The organism is Mesorhizobium sp. M1365 (genome assembly GCF_040317865.1).
In the GTDB taxonomy this organism is placed as follows: domain Bacteria; phylum Pseudomonadota; class Alphaproteobacteria; order Rhizobiales; family Rhizobiaceae; genus Mesorhizobium.
The window spans coordinates 18,950-37,408 of record NZ_JAMYLG010000023.1 but is presented as its reverse complement, the minus strand read 5'-3'; the positions used below and the strand labels follow the sequence as shown (position 1 = coordinate 37,408).

At 61.4% G+C, this 18,459-nt stretch carries 19 protein-coding genes; 1 reads left to right on the top strand and 18 read right to left on the bottom strand.

The features are described from left to right. Nucleotides 1-173 precede the first annotated feature (173 nt). From NKH04_RS22075 to NKH04_RS21985, 18 genes are all read right to left on the bottom strand, one after another. Nucleotides 174-506, bottom strand: a complete 333-nt coding sequence (locus NKH04_RS22075; protein ID WP_353044954.1) for a hypothetical protein — start codon at nt 504-506, stop codon at nt 174-176. A 16-nt stretch (nt 507-522) separates the two neighbouring features. Further along, a complete protein-coding gene (locus tag NKH04_RS22070) occupies nt 523-825 on the bottom strand; it encodes a DUF4238 domain-containing protein (RefSeq protein WP_353044971.1) in 303 nt (100 codons plus the stop codon). 229 nt (nt 826-1,054) lie between these two features. Continuing rightward, on the bottom strand, nt 1,055-2,932 hold the full coding sequence (locus NKH04_RS22065; protein ID WP_353044953.1) for a coiled-coil domain-containing protein: 1,878 nt from the start codon (nt 2,930-2,932) through the stop codon (nt 1,055-1,057). A gap of 1 nt (nt 2,933) precedes the next feature. Beyond that, nucleotides 2,934-3,419: an ABC-three component system middle component 2 gene (locus NKH04_RS22060; protein ID WP_353044952.1), complete on the bottom strand. Its 486-nt coding sequence runs from the start codon at nt 3,417-3,419 to the stop codon at nt 2,934-2,936. Then, nucleotides 3,416-4,507, bottom strand: coding sequence for an ABC-three component system protein (locus tag NKH04_RS22055; RefSeq protein ID WP_353044951.1), 1,092 nt, complete (start codon nt 4,505-4,507; stop codon nt 3,416-3,418). The genes NKH04_RS22060 and NKH04_RS22055 overlap by 4 nt, the downstream gene beginning before the upstream one ends. Before the next feature lie 300 nt (nt 4,508-4,807). Further along, nucleotides 4,808-5,080 carry a DUF2274 domain-containing protein gene (locus NKH04_RS22050; protein ID WP_023680069.1) on the bottom strand — a complete coding sequence of 91 codons (273 nt, stop codon included), beginning with the start codon at nt 5,078-5,080 and terminating at the stop codon, nt 4,808-4,810. A gap of 11 nt (nt 5,081-5,091) precedes the next feature. After that, nucleotides 5,092-6,309: a TraB/TrbI/VirB10 family type IV secretion system protein gene (locus NKH04_RS22045; protein ID WP_353044950.1), complete on the bottom strand. Its 1,218-nt coding sequence runs from the start codon at nt 6,307-6,309 to the stop codon at nt 5,092-5,094. Between the two features lie 10 nt (nt 6,310-6,319). Next, a complete protein-coding gene (gene trbG, locus NKH04_RS22040) occupies nt 6,320-7,348 on the bottom strand; it encodes a P-type conjugative transfer protein TrbG (protein WP_352746265.1) in 1,029 nt (342 codons plus the stop codon). Next, the gene (trbF, locus tag NKH04_RS22035) at nt 7,345-8,067 is read right to left on the bottom strand and encodes a conjugal transfer protein TrbF (RefSeq protein ID WP_352746268.1); all 723 of its coding nucleotides are present in this window, start codon (nt 8,065-8,067) and stop codon (nt 7,345-7,347) included. Before trbF ends, trbG begins: the two co-directional genes overlap by 4 nt. Next, a complete protein-coding gene (gene trbL / locus NKH04_RS22030) occupies nt 8,068-9,390 on the bottom strand; it encodes a P-type conjugative transfer protein TrbL (protein ID WP_352720253.1) in 1,323 nt (440 codons plus the stop codon). A gap of 35 nt (nt 9,391-9,425) precedes the next feature. Then, nucleotides 9,426-10,151, bottom strand: a complete 726-nt coding sequence (gene trbJ, locus NKH04_RS22025) for a P-type conjugative transfer protein TrbJ (protein ID WP_353044949.1) — start codon at nt 10,149-10,151, stop codon at nt 9,426-9,428. Then, entirely contained in the window at nt 10,148-12,598 is a 2,451-nt protein-coding gene (gene trbE, locus NKH04_RS22020; RefSeq protein ID WP_353044948.1) for a conjugal transfer protein TrbE, read from the bottom strand. The genes trbJ and trbE overlap by 4 nt, the downstream gene beginning before the upstream one ends. After that, entirely contained in the window at nt 12,592-12,864 is a 273-nt protein-coding gene (locus NKH04_RS22015) for a VirB3 family type IV secretion system protein (protein WP_352746273.1), read from the bottom strand. Before NKH04_RS22015 ends, trbE begins: the two co-directional genes overlap by 7 nt. Next, complete coding sequence (locus tag NKH04_RS22010; RefSeq protein ID WP_352528997.1) at nt 12,864-13,172, bottom strand: TrbC/VirB2 family type IV secretion system protein; 309 nt, start codon at nt 13,170-13,172, stop codon at nt 12,864-12,866. The genes NKH04_RS22015 and NKH04_RS22010 overlap by 1 nt, the downstream gene beginning before the upstream one ends. 11 nt (nt 13,173-13,183) lie before the next feature. Further along, a complete protein-coding gene (gene trbB, locus NKH04_RS22005; protein WP_353044947.1) occupies nt 13,184-14,152 on the bottom strand; it encodes a P-type conjugative transfer ATPase TrbB in 969 nt (322 codons plus the stop codon). Next, nucleotides 14,149-14,562 (bottom strand): CopG family transcriptional regulator, encoded by a 414-nt coding sequence (locus NKH04_RS22000; RefSeq protein WP_352458763.1) that lies wholly within the window; start codon nt 14,560-14,562, stop codon nt 14,149-14,151. The genes trbB and NKH04_RS22000 overlap by 4 nt, the downstream gene beginning before the upstream one ends. A gap of 120 nt (nt 14,563-14,682) precedes the next feature. After that, a complete protein-coding gene (locus NKH04_RS21995) occupies nt 14,683-16,710 on the bottom strand; it encodes a conjugal transfer protein TraG (RefSeq protein WP_353044946.1) in 2,028 nt (675 codons plus the stop codon). Nucleotides 16,711-17,689: 979 nt separating this feature from the next. Continuing rightward, nucleotides 17,690-17,923, bottom strand: coding sequence for a hypothetical protein (locus NKH04_RS21985; protein WP_352508341.1), 234 nt, complete (start codon nt 17,921-17,923; stop codon nt 17,690-17,692). A gap of 205 nt (nt 17,924-18,128) precedes the next feature. On the opposite strand from NKH04_RS21985, the gene NKH04_RS21980 reads away from it, so the two are divergent. Then, nucleotides 18,129-18,416, top strand: coding sequence for a KTSC domain-containing protein (locus NKH04_RS21980; RefSeq protein ID WP_353044945.1), 288 nt, complete (start codon nt 18,129-18,131; stop codon nt 18,414-18,416). The last annotated feature ends 43 nt before the right edge of the window (nt 18,417-18,459 follow it).

Genomic DNA, 18,459 nt, shown 5'->3' with positions numbered 1-18,459 from the left:
TTGAAAAAGGCAGCTGGCCTGTCTTACGATTCATCACCCTCCACCCCTCGCCTGTCGTTCCAACGCCGCGCCGATGTCCCGGCCTGGGACATAAAGCTCTGTCCTGGTGCGAACCTTGCCCGACCCGTCGCGAGCATAGAGCTGCTTGGTCGCATATCGAGTAATGCTCGTATTCAGTGCGGCGACGTGGTCGCTGCGATGATCTCGCTGGGGGGCTGTTTGACGAAAAGCCCGACCAAAGCGAGCTCGGGCGAGATCGTGAACATAACGATCGTATTTTGGAGGCCGGACCCCGGCGAGTAAGGTCTCGGCTTTCCGTCAACCCAATCTAGGATTACCGGATCGTCGGATGTCGCATAGGTGCAGCCAGGCGCGGCCGAGACGAAGGACCAGCTCCTGCGAGCCAGTTGCTCAACAGCCGTCGGGACCGATTCGAGCTCCAATCCAAACAGGTAAGTCTGATCGATCGCAACCTTACGTTCGCCTCGATCGATGAGGTCCTTCATATCCTCGTAGTTGATGTCATCGCGGACTAAGGGCGCCATTCGCTCGCGCCTGCTTCACCGAATCGTCGAAGCGACCCTTATCCTGCAGCATCATTTTCATAATGCCGTTGACGACTTTCAGATCAAAATTTTCGGTCATTGACCTGAACCGTGGATTACGCACGGCCACGTTCCCCATCAGAAGCATAACAGAAGAAAAATGCGCCTCCGATGGGAAGCTGATCGCCTCTATCATCTCGGCCAGATGCACTGAGATTTCACCCTCGATCTCGGCCATCCCGTCCTCGACGTGGTTAGGGTCATAGCCCTCGACATCGATCCGGAAGAAGTGGCGCCGACTGCCGACTTCCGGACCAAGGTCTCGAACGATTTTCTCGTCGACTGATCGTAGCAGAAGACCTTGGCTTCCCACTTGTCACAGCCGACGATGAAATTCCGCAGATAGAACTGAGGGGTGAAGTGGTGGTTTGCCTTCTCTGCCATTATTGCCCGCAATGCTTGCAGACCCGTGGAGGCCTGCTCCAGGGATCTGGCGATCCGGAACCGGCTCAAAACAGTCCGCGTTTGCCCGCGTTGCCGTGCTCGCCTGCGAACACATGCTCAAGCACCCCGTCCGGAAGTGGGAACGGCGGATCCTGGTTTTCGATGATTATGAACTGCGCCTCGTCGCAGCGTTCTATCAGATAGTTGTAGAAGTGCACGTTTAGACCTGCCGCGGCTACGGTAGCTTCGTCAGAGCTGAGTTCCTTGTGCTTTGACCTCAGCGGGTCGCGGTAGCTGAGAAGCGGGCTGTCGAGGACGAGAATACCCGGATGCGGCAACTCGCGTTTCCGGCAGACATCCATGACCCCAATCTTGAACGCTGCGTTGAGCAGCGCCCTTACACCCTTGCCGTTGGCGTTACGCTGCTTTCCGTTTAGGAGGATATCATGCGTCTGCTCGTGGAAAGTGATACGCGGATCCCCCGGATACTTCCACTTCCTGAAGATGTCCTCCACCGCAGCTGCGAGTTCATCTCCAACGACCGTCCCGACACCGACCGCGACGCTTCCCTTGGCGACCCCTTTCGTCTTGAACTTCAACAGCTCGGCCTGGCGGACCCGAAGTCCGCTGATGCGCCTCTCAACGGACGTTGCGTCATGGAGCTTCTTTCGGGCCACATCGATCCCCTCATACTGGTCGCGTGTCTTGACGGCGGCTTCCCGTGCGGTCTCGATCTGCTCATCTTTCACTTCGATGTCGCCGGAAAGGGAGGCGATCCGCCTCCGCATTCCGATCGCTTCGGCCTGAAGTGAAGTGATCGCCTTCGTCAGCCCGGCGCTTTCGGCTCGGACTTTGCGCAATTCTGCCGAAACGGCCTTCTGGGAAGTTTCGACAGCCTCGAAGCCGTGTTCGACATGCTGATGCTCGGGATCAGCACCACACAGGACGCAAGGACGCTTCGCTCCGGCCATAAGGGCCGCGGCCCCCTCCTCCAGCATCATAAGCCTGCGGATATCGCTGGCAAAGCTTGTTGCGAGCAGTTCGAACCGTTCAATGGTCAGGACCGCCTCGTCCGCCCTCTCCGTCAGTTCATCGCGCTCGGACACCAGTCGTCGACGTTCCATGGAGAGCGCGTCGAGAGCGGAATGTCCTGCAGCCAGGTTCGATCTGAAGGTTTTCAACGTCGCATCTAGCCGCTCGGCCTGTTCGTCGAGTTTCAAGATCGTCAAGTCTTCGACCTCGGGATACATGGCGGCGAGTTCTGCGACCGCCGTGTTCAGCATCTCCTCAACGATTTCAATACGACCAGCGTTCGTCTGTCTCTGCTGCTTGGTATCCGGCACTTTCACCATCGACTTGTCGTCGACACCTGTGAGGATGAACTTCAGGACGTTCTTGTTGAAGGTGTCGCTACTCTGGCGGTCGACGACGATTGGGCTTTCCTCCGCGATCATCGGGGTCTCTTCCGTGAACAGGTAGCTGGCGAAATGCCGGATCGTGAACGTCGCCTTGTCGCCGGTCTGAGTCCTGGCAATTTCCGTGTCGCCGACGCCGAGTTCTCCAAGCAGGAAAGTCGAGAGGCTCTCCTTCTTGGTCGTGTGGTTTTCGGCCAGCGTGCGGTCACTTTTCCGGCCGAGTGCCTGCTCGAACTCACCCTCGAAAAGGTCGTACCCGCCTTTTGACAGCGAACGGGCGAGAGTGATCCGCCCGCTTTTTGGCACATCAATTTCTAACCAGCATCTGTCGTATGCGACGGCCTCGGCCAGGCCCGGCAGGGCGGACCCTCCTCCGAACATGTAGTCGAGCGCCTTGACGGCGAAGGATTTGCCAGCCTGCGAACCGCCCCAGACCACCGTTAGTCCCGGCGCGAAGTCGAGGTAGACGGCCAGTCTATCCGGCCCGGTGAAGGCGAGGCGCCGCAAGATGAACCGGGACGGTGACATGTCAGACGCCAGCCTGGGAGTTGCCATGCCCGAAACTATCGGTCCATTCCCCGATGTTACCGACGACCATGGACCTGAATCCGGCCTTTGACAGTTCGCGCACCTGTCCGGCCACCCAGCTGGCGCAGATCTTCAGGTCTTCAGAGTAGGGGGATTCGAGCAACTCGACATACGAAGCGGCTTCCTCGGAGGCTCGCCACGCGAATCCCTCATCGTCGGCGACCTTCTCCAAGAGATGGCATTTGCGCATAAGGTCGAGCCCTGCCTCCACAATGCCGCGCCGGACGAGCAGCTCGCCCTTCCGGCTGCTGACCGCGGCGTGAAGCGACATCGGTCCGCCGACATCGGAGGCGTGGACGACGACGTGATCGTAAAGGACAACCTCGCTGAGGTCGGCGGTCATCGGCCGCAGATGCTCGAGCACGACCACGGCACGAATCCCGGCCTCGAGCGGCGTATGATACAGGTCTGAAATGCTCGCGCTCATGGGCTCCATCTGATCCTTCCGTCCGAAACGAGGTGATGGCACGTACCCTGCTTCACGGGAGGCCGGGCCAAGGTACCCAGAATTCCTGCAGGCGCCGCCCCCGTGTGTTTCATCACCGCGTCGATCCTCGCCAAAGGCGATGGGTGCGCCTCGTTATAGACGTCGATCAGTAAATGGTAGATGTCGTTCTTGAATACGTCGACCGATCTGGCCGCCGTATTGTCGCGGTGGAAGTCGCGGAACGCGCACGCCTGATAATAGCGCTGTCTCTGGATCCTAAGGTGCTCCCCGAATTTAGGGTCCGTAAAGACGTCCTCCAGCGTCGCGAAGTCCAATCCGGCCGATCCCGCATAGACTTCCTGAAGCTGCGTCAGATACGTCAGCTCTATGTCGCTGATTTCATCGGGCGTTTCGCCTTCGGGCGCTTCGCCAGGCGGCAGGCCCAGCACCTGGACAAGAGCCGGAAGCGCGGCGGGATCCTTGACCAGTTTCGGCGCCGTCAGGCACTCGACCGCCGTGAAGTCGTAGCGCTCGATCGAGGCCCGGATTTCGGACGTGAGTTCGACGGGATTTCTGGCGGTTATCCTCATCCGGCAATGCTTGTCCCAAGCCTCCAGCAGCGCCTTCCCTATTCGGGACGGGTTCTGCAGCAGCGTAGTCAACGAGCCGTCGATGCCTCGCGGCGAAACGAAGATGTACCGTCGCGGCAGCGTCGCGTAGGCGCCGGCCGCATGATGGTGGAAGACCTTGCCCAGCTCCGTCATAGCCTCGCCGATTCGAAGCTTCGAGCCGCGTGTCTTCCGCTTGCACTGGTAAAGGTCCCACGCGCCATCATGGCGGGCGCGCGAGAGAAATCCTATCACGTCCCGGCCCTTGTCATTGGCCGCACCAACGCGCTCGACTTCGACGTAGTCTTTCGATTTCCGTTCGGCGTATATCTCGACGAACTCTTCGAGTTCGTTGTCCTCGAGTTCGACGATGCGCGTTGCTGGCTTCGTCACGTCCGCCCCTGAATCGATCCCTTTGCCTGAGTATCGCATCGGCGCGCCGCGTCGACAACGCTCAAACCGGCATCGATCTGAAGACATTGTTGGATGGTTTCGCCGACGACATCATTCGCGCGACGTCAAATCTCCGTGCTCTTTCCGGATAGTGGGATAGCCGCTTCCCACCCTGTCATGGACAGTTCATCAACCTGAACGGACCGGCAGCTTTGAAAAGATTGCCTAGACGGCCTGAACGACTGAAATGAGGCGCAGAGCCGGCATTGGTTCGGGGCAGATCAGCTCGTCTATTATGCCCGATGTTTCGGCTTGCCGCCGGCAAATTGCTTCAATGCATTTGCCCGCCTAGAAAGGTGCCCCCTCGGACTCACTGATCGCTGTCACTTATTCGGACCCTGAAATTGCCTGCCGCCGCGATTTCTCTGACTTGTCGACGACAGGGAGCCCTTCCTTTCTGGCCTTGGCAAACGCTCGATCGCTCTCCAGGAACTCCGCCAGCATGAACGGGATCAGTTCCGCTACCGATTCGGACTCGCCATAGGTCTGACGATAAAGGGCCGCATAGTCCTTCAGTGCTTGGTTCAGGTCTGCACTTACGCTTATGGTGATCTTTGAAGGTGTCCGATCCGGAAGTTTGCCGAGTTTCAGATTGGTCATGATGACTCCAGTCAATTCGGGTACGGCCGTAGCACAAGATCCTTGTGCACGATGACGCGCAGTGGCCAACCAGGGCGGACGGTGATCGTGGGCTGAATATTGAGGTTCTTCTCGGTGATGCGCTGGCCAGCTTGACTGACGTTCTGCTGAGCGGATTCGCGGATTGCTTTGACCAGGTCGCTTTCGTCTTGCCCGAGGCTCAGCTCCGTGCCGACCTCCAGCAACGTGGCCAGCGCAACGCCTTTCATCAGCTGCCAGGTGTGGAAATCCACCTTGTCCTCAAGCCCGGCATAGCCGGCGGTGTCCGTCGCCGGCAGATTGTCGATTTCGATCGAAGAGCCGTCGGGCAGCAGTATCCGTTGCCAGACCAGCAGCGCGCGCCTTTGTCCAAAGGCAACAACGCTGTCATAGGTGCCAATCAGGCGAGAGCCTTGCGGAATGAGCAAGGTGCTGCCGGTGACTGTGTCGTGCACATTCTCGGTGACCTGTGCGACGACGAGGCCGGGCAAGTCGGAATTGATGCCAGTGATCAGGCTCGCTGCGATGACGCTGCCGGCCATCAGCTGATAGGGCGAAGCCGGCGTCTGCAGTGTATGCAGATTGTAGATTCCACTTGTGTTCCGCTGGCTGACAAAATCGAGCTTGCGCTGTTGATTGTTTTGGTCGCCCTCGGCCGGTGCAACGGAAGCTGAATCGCGTGCGGCATCGGATTGTGGAGCCGTTGCCTCAAAGGGTGGACGCCCGCCCTGCCCGTTGCCGGCGGCATCTGCTTGCCGGGGTCGATTTTCGATCCGGAAGAAGACTTGCGATTCGCGCGCCTCGATCGCCTGCTGTGCAAGGCGCTGCTCCTCCGCCGAAACCTCCTGGCCCGGCGCGATGCCCAGCTGGCGTTGGTGCTCAAGGATGGGGCGGCCGAGGTCGCCGGGCAGCGGTGGTCCAAGCACCGGAGGCTTGGGCTTGATCCCGGAATAGTCCTTAGGCAGCCTTTCAATTGCCTCCGCGGTTGGCTTCCGCTCAGTGTTGTAAAGCTCTTCAGCCTGCTCTTTGATGCGCAGCGCCGGTCCCTGCAGCGCCATCATGGTGACGCCTAGAACGGTCCCGGAACCAACAGCAGCAATGGCGACAATAATGCCGCGCTTGAAGCGCACAGCGCGGCGAGGCGAGGCCCGCAGCTGCAGCTGTTCTGGATCGAGTTTCGGTGAAGCATCGGAGCGGGAAGTATCCGTCACGGGCCGTCCCTCACCTGCTGGAACGCGAAAAGAGCAATTTCCGCAGCGGCGCTTGCCTGCCGTCGGTCCTCGTGATGCGCACCACCTGTTGCTGCTTGGCGCCGAGGCGCAGTTCGGCCGCGGCGAAGAGGCGATCGACAATGTAATAGTTGCCGCGTATGCGGTAGTTGACGAGCTGGTTGTCCCCGTCAGCACCGACGATGAAGAGCGGCGGGGCCTCGCCCTGATCGATGCGGCGCGGAAACTCGATGTAGACCTTGCTGCCATCATCGAACGCGCGCGTCGGCCTCCAGGGCGGCATGTCGCCGGTAATCGAATAGCGGAAGCGAATATTTTCGAGAGCCACATTCGACGCCACTGGCATAGCAGCCTCGGCCTGCGCATCGCGCCGGCGTAGCGCGATAATCTGGTCCTCGCTGTAGGTCCAGGAGATTGCCGCCATGGCGGTCTTATCCGTGCTTTGAAGCTGCAAGTGATAGCTTCGCCGGTCCGTGGTGATCACCAGATTGGTGGCAAGTCCTGGCGCGAAGGGCTTCACCAGCACATGGGTGCGCTGGTCATCGCCGGAGCCACTGACGGTGTCGCCAATTACCCAGCGCACTGTATCGCCGGCCGACACGGATTGGAGTTTCTCGCCTGACTGCAGAGCGATATCGCTGACGCGCTCCGGTGCGGCATAGAGCTGGTAGAGCGCGCCTTCGGCAAAGGGGTAAACCTGCACCGCATTCACATAGCCATATTTGGTGGGTTGCTGCGTCGCCGCCTTGTTGGCATCGGCGACACGTTCTTCAGGCGAGCGCCTGTCTTCAGCAGCCTTGCCCGGCTCGGGCTGCAACTGGCCGGGCAGCGGTAGCGGTTTCGGCACTTCCACGACTTTGACGGGCTTCTCCGGCGCCTTCTCGATTGCCGCCGGTTGGAACTTGGCAGCATCATAGGAAATCTGAGGTGGCGGCACCGGCTTCGAGGCACAGGCGGAGATGACCGCAGCCGACGTCGACAGGACCAGCGCAGTGCGGAGCGACGAGAGTCTATTTATCATTGGCGGGCTCCTGGGGGAACGGAAGTCTGCGCGGCACTGTCGAGCTCGCGCGACCAGTCGATGGCATTGATGAAGACGCCGAGCGGGTTTTTGCGCAGCTGATCGGTATTGTTCGGCGGCCGGATCACAATGGTGAGGATCCCGGTCCAACGCGTTGTGCTGGCGAGGCTGCCGCGCTCAAAGACCTGCTCGGTCCATTTGACTTGAAAGGAGCTGTCGGACGCTCGAACCACGCTCGTCACCTGCACCGAGACGCTGCGCGTGCCGATCTTGCCGAACGGGTCGTTGGCCTTAGCGTACTCGTTGAGAAAGAGGGCTCCGCGGTCGGTGGCAAAGTCGTAGGCCGAGAGCCAATTCTGCCGCACCAGCACCGCATCGGTGGAAACAGAGCGGACATTCTGGATGAAGCGGCCGAGATGCCAGGCGATCTGGGCATCGGTGGGCTCGTAGTCCCGGATTGCTGGAGCGACGGCGCGCGCCTCGCCGAAACGGTCAACCTCGACGACATAGGGCACGACGCGGCCCTGCATCGACTGCCACAAGAGTCCACCAGAGAGCCCGGTGGCCAGAGCGAGGCAGCCAAAGGCCATCAGGCGCCAGTTCCTTGCCTGCACGCGCGCAGTGCCGATGCGCTCGTCCCAAAGTTGGGCGGCCTTCTGGTATGGTGTGACGGGGTGGGGCGTCTTCCCGTAACGCTGAACAGGTCGCTTGAAGAGCATCTAGTCTTCCTTATCGTTGAGAGAGGGGTTGGCGCCGCTTCCACCCCGATCGCCATCGCGGACGGCCTGCGTGGCGGCGTGGCGATGGGCGCGCGCGGTCTGTTCGGAACGCAAGCGCCTCGCCCACGCCGGCGCGGCATTGGCACCTGACGCGGCAGGGTTTCCGGTCATTGATGCGGTCGGCGTGCCGCCCGTCGCGGTCCAGGCGGCATCGCGGCCGGCATCGGCGCTGCGCCGGAATGGTTCTGTTGCAGATCGCATTCCCCGAATCGCGGCGCCGCCAGCTGCGCCGGCAACGCCCTGCAGTCCAGCAGCTACGCCGGAGAGGCCGGACTCGGGCGATGTTGCACGCCTCATCTGCCAAGCTGTGGAAGCAGCCGATCCCATGGCCGTGCCGGCTCGAACGGCGGCGAGACCGCCGCCGGTTGCCATGCGCGCGCCGGCAAGCGCCGCACCTCCGGCAACGAGCGTTGATCCGGCGGCCGCCGCGGTGGTTCCGAGTGCGGCTCCCGCGCCAAGCTGCGGCGCACCGGAAACAAGACCCGAGGCAATTCCCGGCCCGAAAATGCCGAGCCCAAGCAGCGCCAACGCGCCCAGTACCTGTGACATGGCCGCGGCCAAGTCCGGCTCCTTGCCTTGCAGGGCGGAAGCGAACTCGCCGAAGAGCGTGGAGCCGATGCCGACGATGACGGCAAGCACCATCACCTTAATGCCCGACGAGATCACATTGCCGAGCACGCGCTCGGCCAGAAACGCCGAGCGGTTCCAGAGCGCGAAGGGCACCAGAACAAAGCCGGCCAATGTGGTGAGCTTGAACTCCAGGATGGTGATGAAAAGCTGAATTGAAAGAATGAAGAAGGCGATGAGGACCAGGAACCAGGCGAGAAGCAGCACGAAGATGGTCAGCGCGTTGCCAAAAATCTCGGGGAAGCCGACTAGCTGGCTCGCTTGATTGAGCAGCGGCCAGGCGCCCTCGAAGCCGGCCGCGGCAATGCGGCCTGGCCGCAGGAGACTGTCGGCGGACAAATTGCCGGACGAAGCGTTGATGCCGAGCCCGGCAAAGGAGCGGTAGATAATGTCGGCAAGGCTTCTGAAATTGTTCAGGATGAACGCGAAGGCGCCGACATAGAGCACCTTTCGGACGAGCCGACCGAGAATATTGGGTTCGCCGCCGAACGCCCAGACCAGGCCCGCCAGCGTGATGTCAATGCCGATCAGGATGGTAGTGAGAAAGGCGACGTCGCCCGAAAGCAGACCGAACCCGCTGTCGATATAGCGGATGAAGGTCTGCATAAAGCGATCGATGACGCCGAGGTCATTCATGTCGCCGTCTTCCTCGTTGTCTTGAAGACTGCTGATCAGTTGCCGGGATAGGCCGTACCGGTGCCCAGGAAACGCTTCGTCGTCTCGCGGGCGGCTTCCTCAGACTGCGCCTTGCGGGCAGCATCTTCGGCTTCAGCCCGGAACTGGGTCGCGAGCAGCGTCTGGATCTGCATCTGCTGCTTGGTCGAAAGCGCGATCAGCTGATTGGTGGCCTGGCTTGCCTCAAGGGCACCTGCCGCGCCCTGACTGCGGTTGACGAGATCGGTAAGCAGGTCGCCGTCGGCCCGCACGTTCTCCACGATCTGCGACTGCGCGCTCATGGTTTGGCGGAACGCCTGCATGGCGTTTTGCCAGCGCTCGCGCGCGGCGCTCGCCACATCGTTGACCTCGATTGTGGCGTCGTAGCTTTCCGGATATTGCACACGCCACTGGTTCTGAAGCTTGTCGAGATCGAAGCTCAGGCCGCTGGCCTGGGTCATCAGGCCGTCGATCCGTTGGAGCGAACCTGTGAGCTGGCCCACGGAAGAAAAATCCAGGCGCTGAAGGTGCCGCGCCATGTTCTGCAGCATCGTCGCCTGGTTCTGAAGCGACTGGATCTGGTTGTTTATCTGCTCCAGGGAACGTGCCGCTGTCAGCACGCTCTGCGCATAATTCGACGGATCGAACACGATCAGGGCGTGGGCTGGCTGGACGTAGTCGGCCATTGGTTTTGCGATCAGGGAAACGGTGATCAGGCTGGTGAGAAGGCGGCGCCGCATCATGACGATTGCTCCTTGTCTGGTTGAGGGAATTGCTGGAGAAGCTCGGCAGCCCAATCGAGGCCGCGCGCAATCAGAAACCGGGCGGCAAAGCCCTCCTGTCCGTGCTCTGACAGCACCTTGTCGATTAGGGTCTGCGTGGCCGGATCAGAGGCGCCGCAGAGCGCAAGAGCGATCGGGCCGAGCCCGAGCTCGAAGAGGCGGTTGCCGCGGCGCGACTGCAGATAATACTGGCGCTTCGGTGTGGCACGGGCGACCAATTCGATTTGCCGCTCGTTCAGGCCGAAGCACTCATAGGCTGCCCGCACCTGCGGTTCCACGGCACGGTCATTGGGAAGAAAAATGCGCTGTGGGCAGCTCTCGATGATTGCCGGCGCGATCGACGAGGCAGCGATGTCTGCAAGTGACTGCGTGGCGAAAATGACGGAGACGTTCTTCTTTCGCAGCACCTTCAGCCATTCGCGGATGCGGGCGGCAAAGAGCGGGTTGTCGAGATAGACCCAGGCCTCGTCGAGCATGAGCAGTGTTGGCCGGCCGTCGAACCGCTCCTCGAGGCGATGGAAGAGATAGGTGAGCACCGGCAGCACGGCGCCTTCCTGGTGCATCAGCTCTTCGGTCTCGAAACACTGCACATCCGACAAAGCCAGCCGATCTTCATCGGCATCGAGCAGACGCCCGAACGGGCCGTCGAGCGTGTACGGCATCAACGCGGATTTCAGCGCATTGGACTGAAGCAGGACCGACAATCCAGTGAGCGTGCGTTCCTGCGCCGGCGCGGTGGCAAGGCTGGTCAGGGCCGACCAGATCGCCTCCTTCACCTCCGGCGTTACGGTGACATTCTCACGGGCGATGAGGCCGGCGATCCATTCGGCTGCCCAGCTGCGGACAGCCTGGTCATTGATATTACGCAGCGGTTGGAAGGCAAGCGCACCGTCCGCACCAAGCCCATGGTGCTCTCCACCCATGGCGAGTGTCGCCGCGCGGGCCGAGTTGCCCTTGTCGAAGACATAAACCTGTGCGCCGGCATAGCGGCGGAACTGCAGAGCGACGAGGGCAAGCAGAACCGACTTGCCGGCACCGGTCGGACCAACGATCAGCATGTGACCGACATCGTCGACATGGGTGGAAAGCCGAAACGGGGTGGACCCGCTGGTCTCGGCAACAAGAAGCGACGGTGCTTCGATCCGGGTGACTTTCGCGAGATGCTCGTTTGTCGCCGGACCGGCCCAAACCGACGATAGCGGCATGAGATGGGCAAGGTTCAATGTATGAATGAGCGGCTGGCGAACGTTGGCATAGACATGGCCGGGCAATGAGCCGAGCCACGCCTCGACCGCATTGATGCTTTCACGGATTGTGGTGAAGCCGAGTCCGTTGACGATGCGCTCAACCGCGCGAAGGTTCTCCGCGGCGGCTTGGCGATCCTCGTCCCATACCGTCACGGTGGTGGTGAGATAGCCGAAGCCGACATGATCGCCGCCCAACACCTGAAGTGCTTCGTCGGCATCGAGGGCCTTGTTGTCGGCGTCACTATCGACGAGAGGGACGGGTTCGTTGGTCACGACCTCGCGCAGGATGGCGGCGACCGATTTGCGCTTGGCAAACCACTGACGGCGCAACCGTGACATCGTCTTGGTGGCTTCCGTCTTGTCGAGCGGGATGAAGCGCGTCATCCAGCGATAGGCGAAATCCTGATGGTTGAGCGCGTCGAGGATCCCTGGCCGGGTGACGTTCGGGAAACCAAGGATGGTGAGGGTGCACAGATGCTGCTCACCCAGCATCGGCTCCAGGCCGCCGGTAAGCGGCGCGTCAACCAGAACACCGTCGAGATACATTGGCGTTTCCGGCATGGCGACCGGATGGCGGTAGGTCGAGATTGTGCCGTGCAGATAGGTTAGCGTCTCGGCATCATCGAGGGCGCGCACTTCCGGCATGAAGCCGGACAGCAAATCCAGGACGCGGTCGGTCTCGTCGCGAAACCACGCCAGCTCCTGGCGCCAGTCTCTAGCCCCTCCCGAGTGATGCGAGTCGACCAGTGCGCTTTCCGCCCGCGCCTGGCCATCTGGCGCCGGCATGAAGACCAAGGTCAGATGATAGCGACTCTCGAAGTGCGCGACCTTGCCCTCGAAGGCCGCGCGCCGTTCTTCATCGACCAGCCATGAGGCAGCATCGGGAAAAGCCGAGCTCGGATAGCCCAGCGCTTCAACGCGCTCGGCCTCGAAAAACAACCCCCATCCGGAGCCCAACCTTCGTAGCGCATTGTTGGCTCGGGCGCAGATGCCGACCAACTCGGCTTCGGTCGCGCTTTCAAGGTCGGGGCCACGGAACCGGAAGGTTCGCTGGAAGCTACCGTCTTTATTGAGCACGATGCCGGGCGCGACCAAAGCGGCCCAGGGCAGATGATCGGCAAGCCGATCGGCTTTGCCGCGATACTCCGAAAGGTTCAGCATGCAAGCCACCCCTTCAGGCGAAGATGACGGACAAGCACGCTGGCGAAGTCCGGATCGCGGCGAGCGGCAAAGACCGCGAGGGTGTGGCCGGCCATCCAGAGCGCCAGTCCGGCGATCCACTGCTGCAGGCCAAGGCCTATTGCCGCGGCCACCGTGCCGTTGAGGATCGCCACCGCTCGCGGCGCGCCGCCCAGCAGGATCGGCTCAGTCAATGCCCTGTGAACGGGGACTTCGAAACCCTCGATATGCTGCTCTCCGGTGGCCATCAAACGAGTGCCCCGCCGCCGAAGGAGAAGAAGGAGAGAAAGAAGCTCGATGCCGCGAAGGCGATCGACAGGCCGAAGACAATCTGGATCAGCCGGCGAAAACCGCCTGCCGTGTCACCGAAAGCAAGGGTCAGGCCGGTGGTGATGATGATGATCACCGCGACGATCTTGGCGACCGGTCCCTGGACCGACTCAAGGATCTGCTGCAGCGGCTGTTCCCAAGGCATGCCGGAGCCCGCTGCGTGGGCCGGGACGGTGAGAAGAAACGCGAGCGCGGTAGACGAAAGGAAGCGAAGCTTCTTGCGCATGAGGTGACCTTTCAAAACTGCTGGAGTTGCGGAAGCGTGAGCGGGGTGACGGCGTAATCACCGCTGCTGTCGAGACCGGTGACCTCAGCGATCGCGTCAATGCGGCGCGAGGATCCGCGCCCAGCGATGAAGACGATCAGATCTACCGCATCAGCGATGAGGCGGCGGGGAACGGTGACGACGGCTTCCTGGGCGAGCTGCTCGATACGGTAGAGAGCGGAGCGCGCCGAATTGGCGTGAACCGTCGCGATGCCGCCGGGATGCCCGGTGTTCCATGCCTTCAGCATGTCCAGGGCTTCCGCGCCCCTGACTTCGCCCACGATGATGCGGTCGGGTCTGAGCCGCAGGGTCGAGCGCACGAGATCGGCGAGCGTGACCGACCCCCGCCTCGTCCTCAAGGCAACGCAATCCTTCGCCGCGCATTGCAGTTCGCGCGTGTCCTCGATCAGGATCACCCGCTCGTCGCAATCGGCGGCTTGTGCCAGCAGCGCATTGGCAAGTGTTGTCTTGCCCGACGACGTGCCGCCGGCGACCAGGATGTTGCGCCGCTGGCGGACCGCCTTCTTCAGCGCATCGGCCTGCAGCGGCAGCATGACCCGGTCGGCGACATAGTCGGCCAACGTGTAGAGTTTCGCCGCAGGCTTTCGGATGGCGAAGCATGGCCCCAGCACGACAGGCGGCAGCAGACCCTCGAAGCGCTCGCCCGATGGCAATTCGGCGCTGACAATCGGATTGTCCGCATGCGCCTCGGCGCGCACGTGGGAGGCGACCAGGCGGATGATGCGTTCGGCCTCAGAAGGATGCATGTGCACGCCGATGTCGACCCGGCCTTCACCCAACCGGTCGAGCCGCAGCGCACCGTCGGGATTGACCATCACCTCGATGACGGTCGGATCGGCAAGGGCTTCGGTGATCGCCGGACCCATGGCGGTGCGCAGCATGGCGCGGCGGCGATGGTCGGCTTCCGGATGAGAACTCATCCTTCCCCTCCCCTGCGATCGTCGGTGCCAAGTGACCGTTTCCCGGAAGCGATTTGGCGGCCGACTTGTTCGACGAACTTCTCGAAGCGCTCCTGGGCAATCGCTTGCGTCGCCTTGTCCGGCACCGGCGTGTGAGCATGAAGCGTGATCGAAAAGCGGATGAAGAGCGCCAGGCTCTCCAGGATCATCTCGACATCGCGCCTGACATGTCCGAGGTCACGGGAAAGACGGTCGAGTCTCTTGCCGTAGCGGTGGTCGAGTTCATTCTCCCCACGCCGCTCGATAAAGGCCTCGACCGCGTGCGCCACAATGGCCGATTTGGTGGTCGATGGATTGCGGCTGAGGTTCTCCAGCTTCTCGCTCAACTCGGGTCCAAGCAAAAACTGGTGACGAATGCGGTGGGGCTTCATGCTGCTTGTTCCCTCTGACCGGCGCTGATGCACCGGGGACGGGAACGAGCATCGTCGAGATCCTCGAAATCGCTTACGGCCGTTATCTACGCTGAGATGCGCCCGCGTATGGCGCGCCGTTCAGAAGCCGGGCACGATGTCCTTGTCGTCGCCCATTCCCTCATTGAGGCCGTACGCACGTGCTGCGGTGGAAATCCGATCCATGACGCGCTTGTCGGCGAGCGTCTCGCAGTCATCGTCTGCGGGCGTGAACAGATCGCCCTGATCAGGCTCCTGGACGACGAGGGTCCGTTCTTCGCGCAGGCCCGGATGGCGCTGCTGCTGGACACCTCCGTCTTCGATTGCCGCGCCGGCACTGTCGTCATCGCCAGCAAGACGCCGATCCACGCCGCGCACCTGTCCGCTCCAATCGTCCGGGCGCGACGTGGGCCGATCCGCGTAGGCACCGTCGCGCAGCACCGGCGAAGGCAGCACTCGCTCCGTGAAATTCGGATCCTGGTAATAACGCAACTTCTTGGCGCGAATCGGCGGCAATCCCGAAACCAGGATTAGTTCGTCAGCCTGCGGCAACTGCATCACCTCACCCGGCGTCAGCAGGGGGCGAGCGGTCTCTTGGCGGCTTACCATGACGTGGGACAACCAGGGCGCCAACCGATGGCCGGCATAGTTGCGCATCGATCTGAGTTCCGTCGCGGTACCGAGCGCGTCCGAGATGCGTTTGGCCGTGCGCTCGTCATTTGAGGAAAAGGCAATCCGCACATGGCAATTGTCGAGAATGGCGTTGTTCTCGCCATAGGCCTTGGAGATTTGGTTCAACGATTGCGCGATGAGATAGGCGCGGATGCCGTAACCCGCCATGAAGGCGAGCGCAGTCTCGAAGAAATCGAGCCGTCCCAGCGCCGGAAATTCATCCAGCATCATCAGGAGCTGATGCTTGCGGGTCTTCTTTGGATCGCCCTCCAGGCGCTCGGTCAGCCGCCGGCCGATTTGATTGAGCACCAATCGCACCAGGGGCTTAGTGCGCGAGATATCCGACGGCGGCACGACCAGATACAGCGACATCGGTCGCTCGGCATCCACAAGGTCGGCAATGCGCCAGTCGCAGGCCGATGTTGCCGCGGCAACCGTTGGATCTCGATAGAGCCCGAGAAACGACATGGCGGTCGAGAGAACGCCTGAGCGCTCGTTCTCTGACTTGTTCAGCACCTCACGAGCCGCCGAGGCTACGACCGGATGGACCTGGGGCTTGTCCACCGTGCCGAGGTGGTTGGTGGTCATCATCCGCTGCAGTGTCGCAGCGAATGAGCGTTGCGGGTCCGACAGGAAGGTGGCGACACGGGCGAGTGTCTTTTCCTCTTCGGCGTAGAGCACGTGCAAGATGGCGCCAACTAGAAGTGAATGACTGGTCTTCTCCCAATGGTTCCGCCGTTCCAGCGCGCCTTCCGGATCGACGAGAATGTCGGCGATGTTCTGAACGTCGCGGACCTCATCTGGACCTTTGCGCACTTCCAGCAGGGGGTTGTACCGCGCCGATCTCGGATCGGTCGGATTGAACAAGAGACAGTGCGAGAACTTCGACCTCCAGCCAGAGGTCAGCTGCCAGTTCTCGCCTTTGATGTCGTGAATGACGGCCGAGCCGGTCCAGGAAAGAAGGGTTGGAACAACGAGTCCGACGCCCTTGCCCGAACGTGTCGGCGCAAAGGCCATGACGTGTTCCGGTCCGTCATGGCGCAGATAGCGATAATTCAGTCCGCCAAGGAAAACGCCGGCCGGCTGAAACAGCCCCGCCTTCTCGATTTCCAGCTTCATGGCCCATCGTGAGGACCCATAGGTGGTGACCAACCCCCGCTGCCGTGCGCGCCAGAGGGACCCAGCTATCGCGGCGGCACAGCCCAGGAACCCACTGGCTCCGGCAAGTATGCCAGCCTTGTCAAAGACCTCAGGCGCATAGGCGTCAAATTGGAACCACCATTCGAACAGCTTCCACGGCTGGTAGATCGGCCAGCCGACTGTCACAAACCATGGTGGGCCGAGTGACGGCTGATAGGAGAGCATGTGGGCGCACCATTGGGTTGCAGTCCACACGCCAAGAATGACAATTGCGAATACGACAGCGATCTGCCCAATCAGCAACTTCGTGGGTGTCAATGGCTTGCTCCGCTCTTCTGGCCAGACGGACCAAACATCGCGCCGAGCGATGAGAATTCGAACGGCCGCTACATGCGACCAGGTGCGATGACAAGGTTGATAGGCATTGTTCAGCTGCGAACAGCGAAAATCCGCCGCAGCAACCGATCGGCAGTGCCAGGTACGCGGTTTGGTCGCAGAAGATGTTGGGGCTTCAGGCGCGGGCACATTGAAGATGTGCTGACAGACAAACCTTTGGAGCCGACGCGTTTGTGCGAGTAGCGAGCTGAAGGGCTCGGCGAGAAGTCGTCGTTCTCAATCGGGCGACGGGGGATACATCGGCGAAGACGGCATAAGGGAGGATGGGCCAGACCGAGCCGACGGAAAGGTCGTAGCCAAGGCGGCCTTGGAGCGCATAGCGCCTGGCCGGGAGGCCGCCGCCAGCCAGGCTTACGCGGCGCGTCGTTGAGCGAGGTGAAGACCCCCCGAACGGGCTCGACGAGGGTCCACGGCGGTCACAATGTGGTGGTGGTGATCGCAGTAGACGCGATCCGGCGAAGTTGGCCCAGCACAAAAACGATAACCGCCGGGTACAGAAGCGTCTTCGCTCACCGGGAAGCGGCACTGATAGAGGCCTAGCTGAATGAGGGGGACATCTCTCGAAGTTGGTCTGATATTTTCAGGCATGATGGTTTCCTAGTTCGTAGCAGTTACCAGCTGACGGCCGCAGTGCGACCCGTCGGGACGAGCTTCTCTCGTTTTGGAGGGCTATGGGTCACCATATGGTGTTGGTAGCACCATCAATGAAGCCCTACGCCCTGCTTCTGAAGCCAATAGTTTGCGACTTAAGGCCACACGCGCGAACGCATTAGCAATCTACCATCGTGTCCCCGAGGCACTCGCCCGCCGCGGTTTGCCGGCGGCGGGGTGGCACTGGCTTGTGGGGCCCTAGGCCCACTCGCGGCGCTCGCACTGGATCTCGGTGCGGGTTTCCCTTGTCTCATCGCCCTGTCAGCGCCTTGCAAATGAGCGAAACCAAGCTGTCGCGCGCTCGCTCGTGGAGTGCGCCTTTCGGCCGCCATGCAAGGAAATCATCAACGCTCATCCAATCAGCCGGGTTTGTGTCGGCGTCTGGCTGGCTGAATTCCACATACAGATGCAGTTCGTCCGGCACGAAGACGACCCTCCACAATCCTTCGATGTCATTGGCAAGGTTGTAGGCGAGGACGGTCATGGCGGGGCACTCCTTTCGCCGTGGAGCGTGCCTATCTCACGGGAAAATTCCATCACCAGAAGTTAGTATTGACGCTCGCGCTTTCTCACAAATCCAACGTCCGCGTGATGCCGAAAGGTGCAGCCAGCTTTTTGTGTATCTCGATTGGGAACACGGGACCGCCGCGAAAGTTCGGTGCACCCAGCGAATCCTCCCCCTCCAGGTATTGCTGCAGATCGGTATCCCGATCGGCCCGCGCTCCCCGCAAGGCGCGGGCCCTGGGGCTGTGGTGCTCATGCCATCTACTTCGATCCGCAAGATGGAATATGATCGGGATAGAAGAACCCTCTCGGTGTGGTTCGTCGCCAGCCGTAAACGGTACGAGTTTGAGGGGGTACCGCCGGAAACCTTTGCCGCGTTCCGGGCCGCGTTCGCCAAGGGCCGCTATTTCAACGACCACATCCGCAACAATTTCCGCTACCGTCTGGTTGCGAGCGATAGCGACCCGGGATGACCTGACCTGCCGGCGGCTCAGTCGTCCTATCGCTCCAACCGGC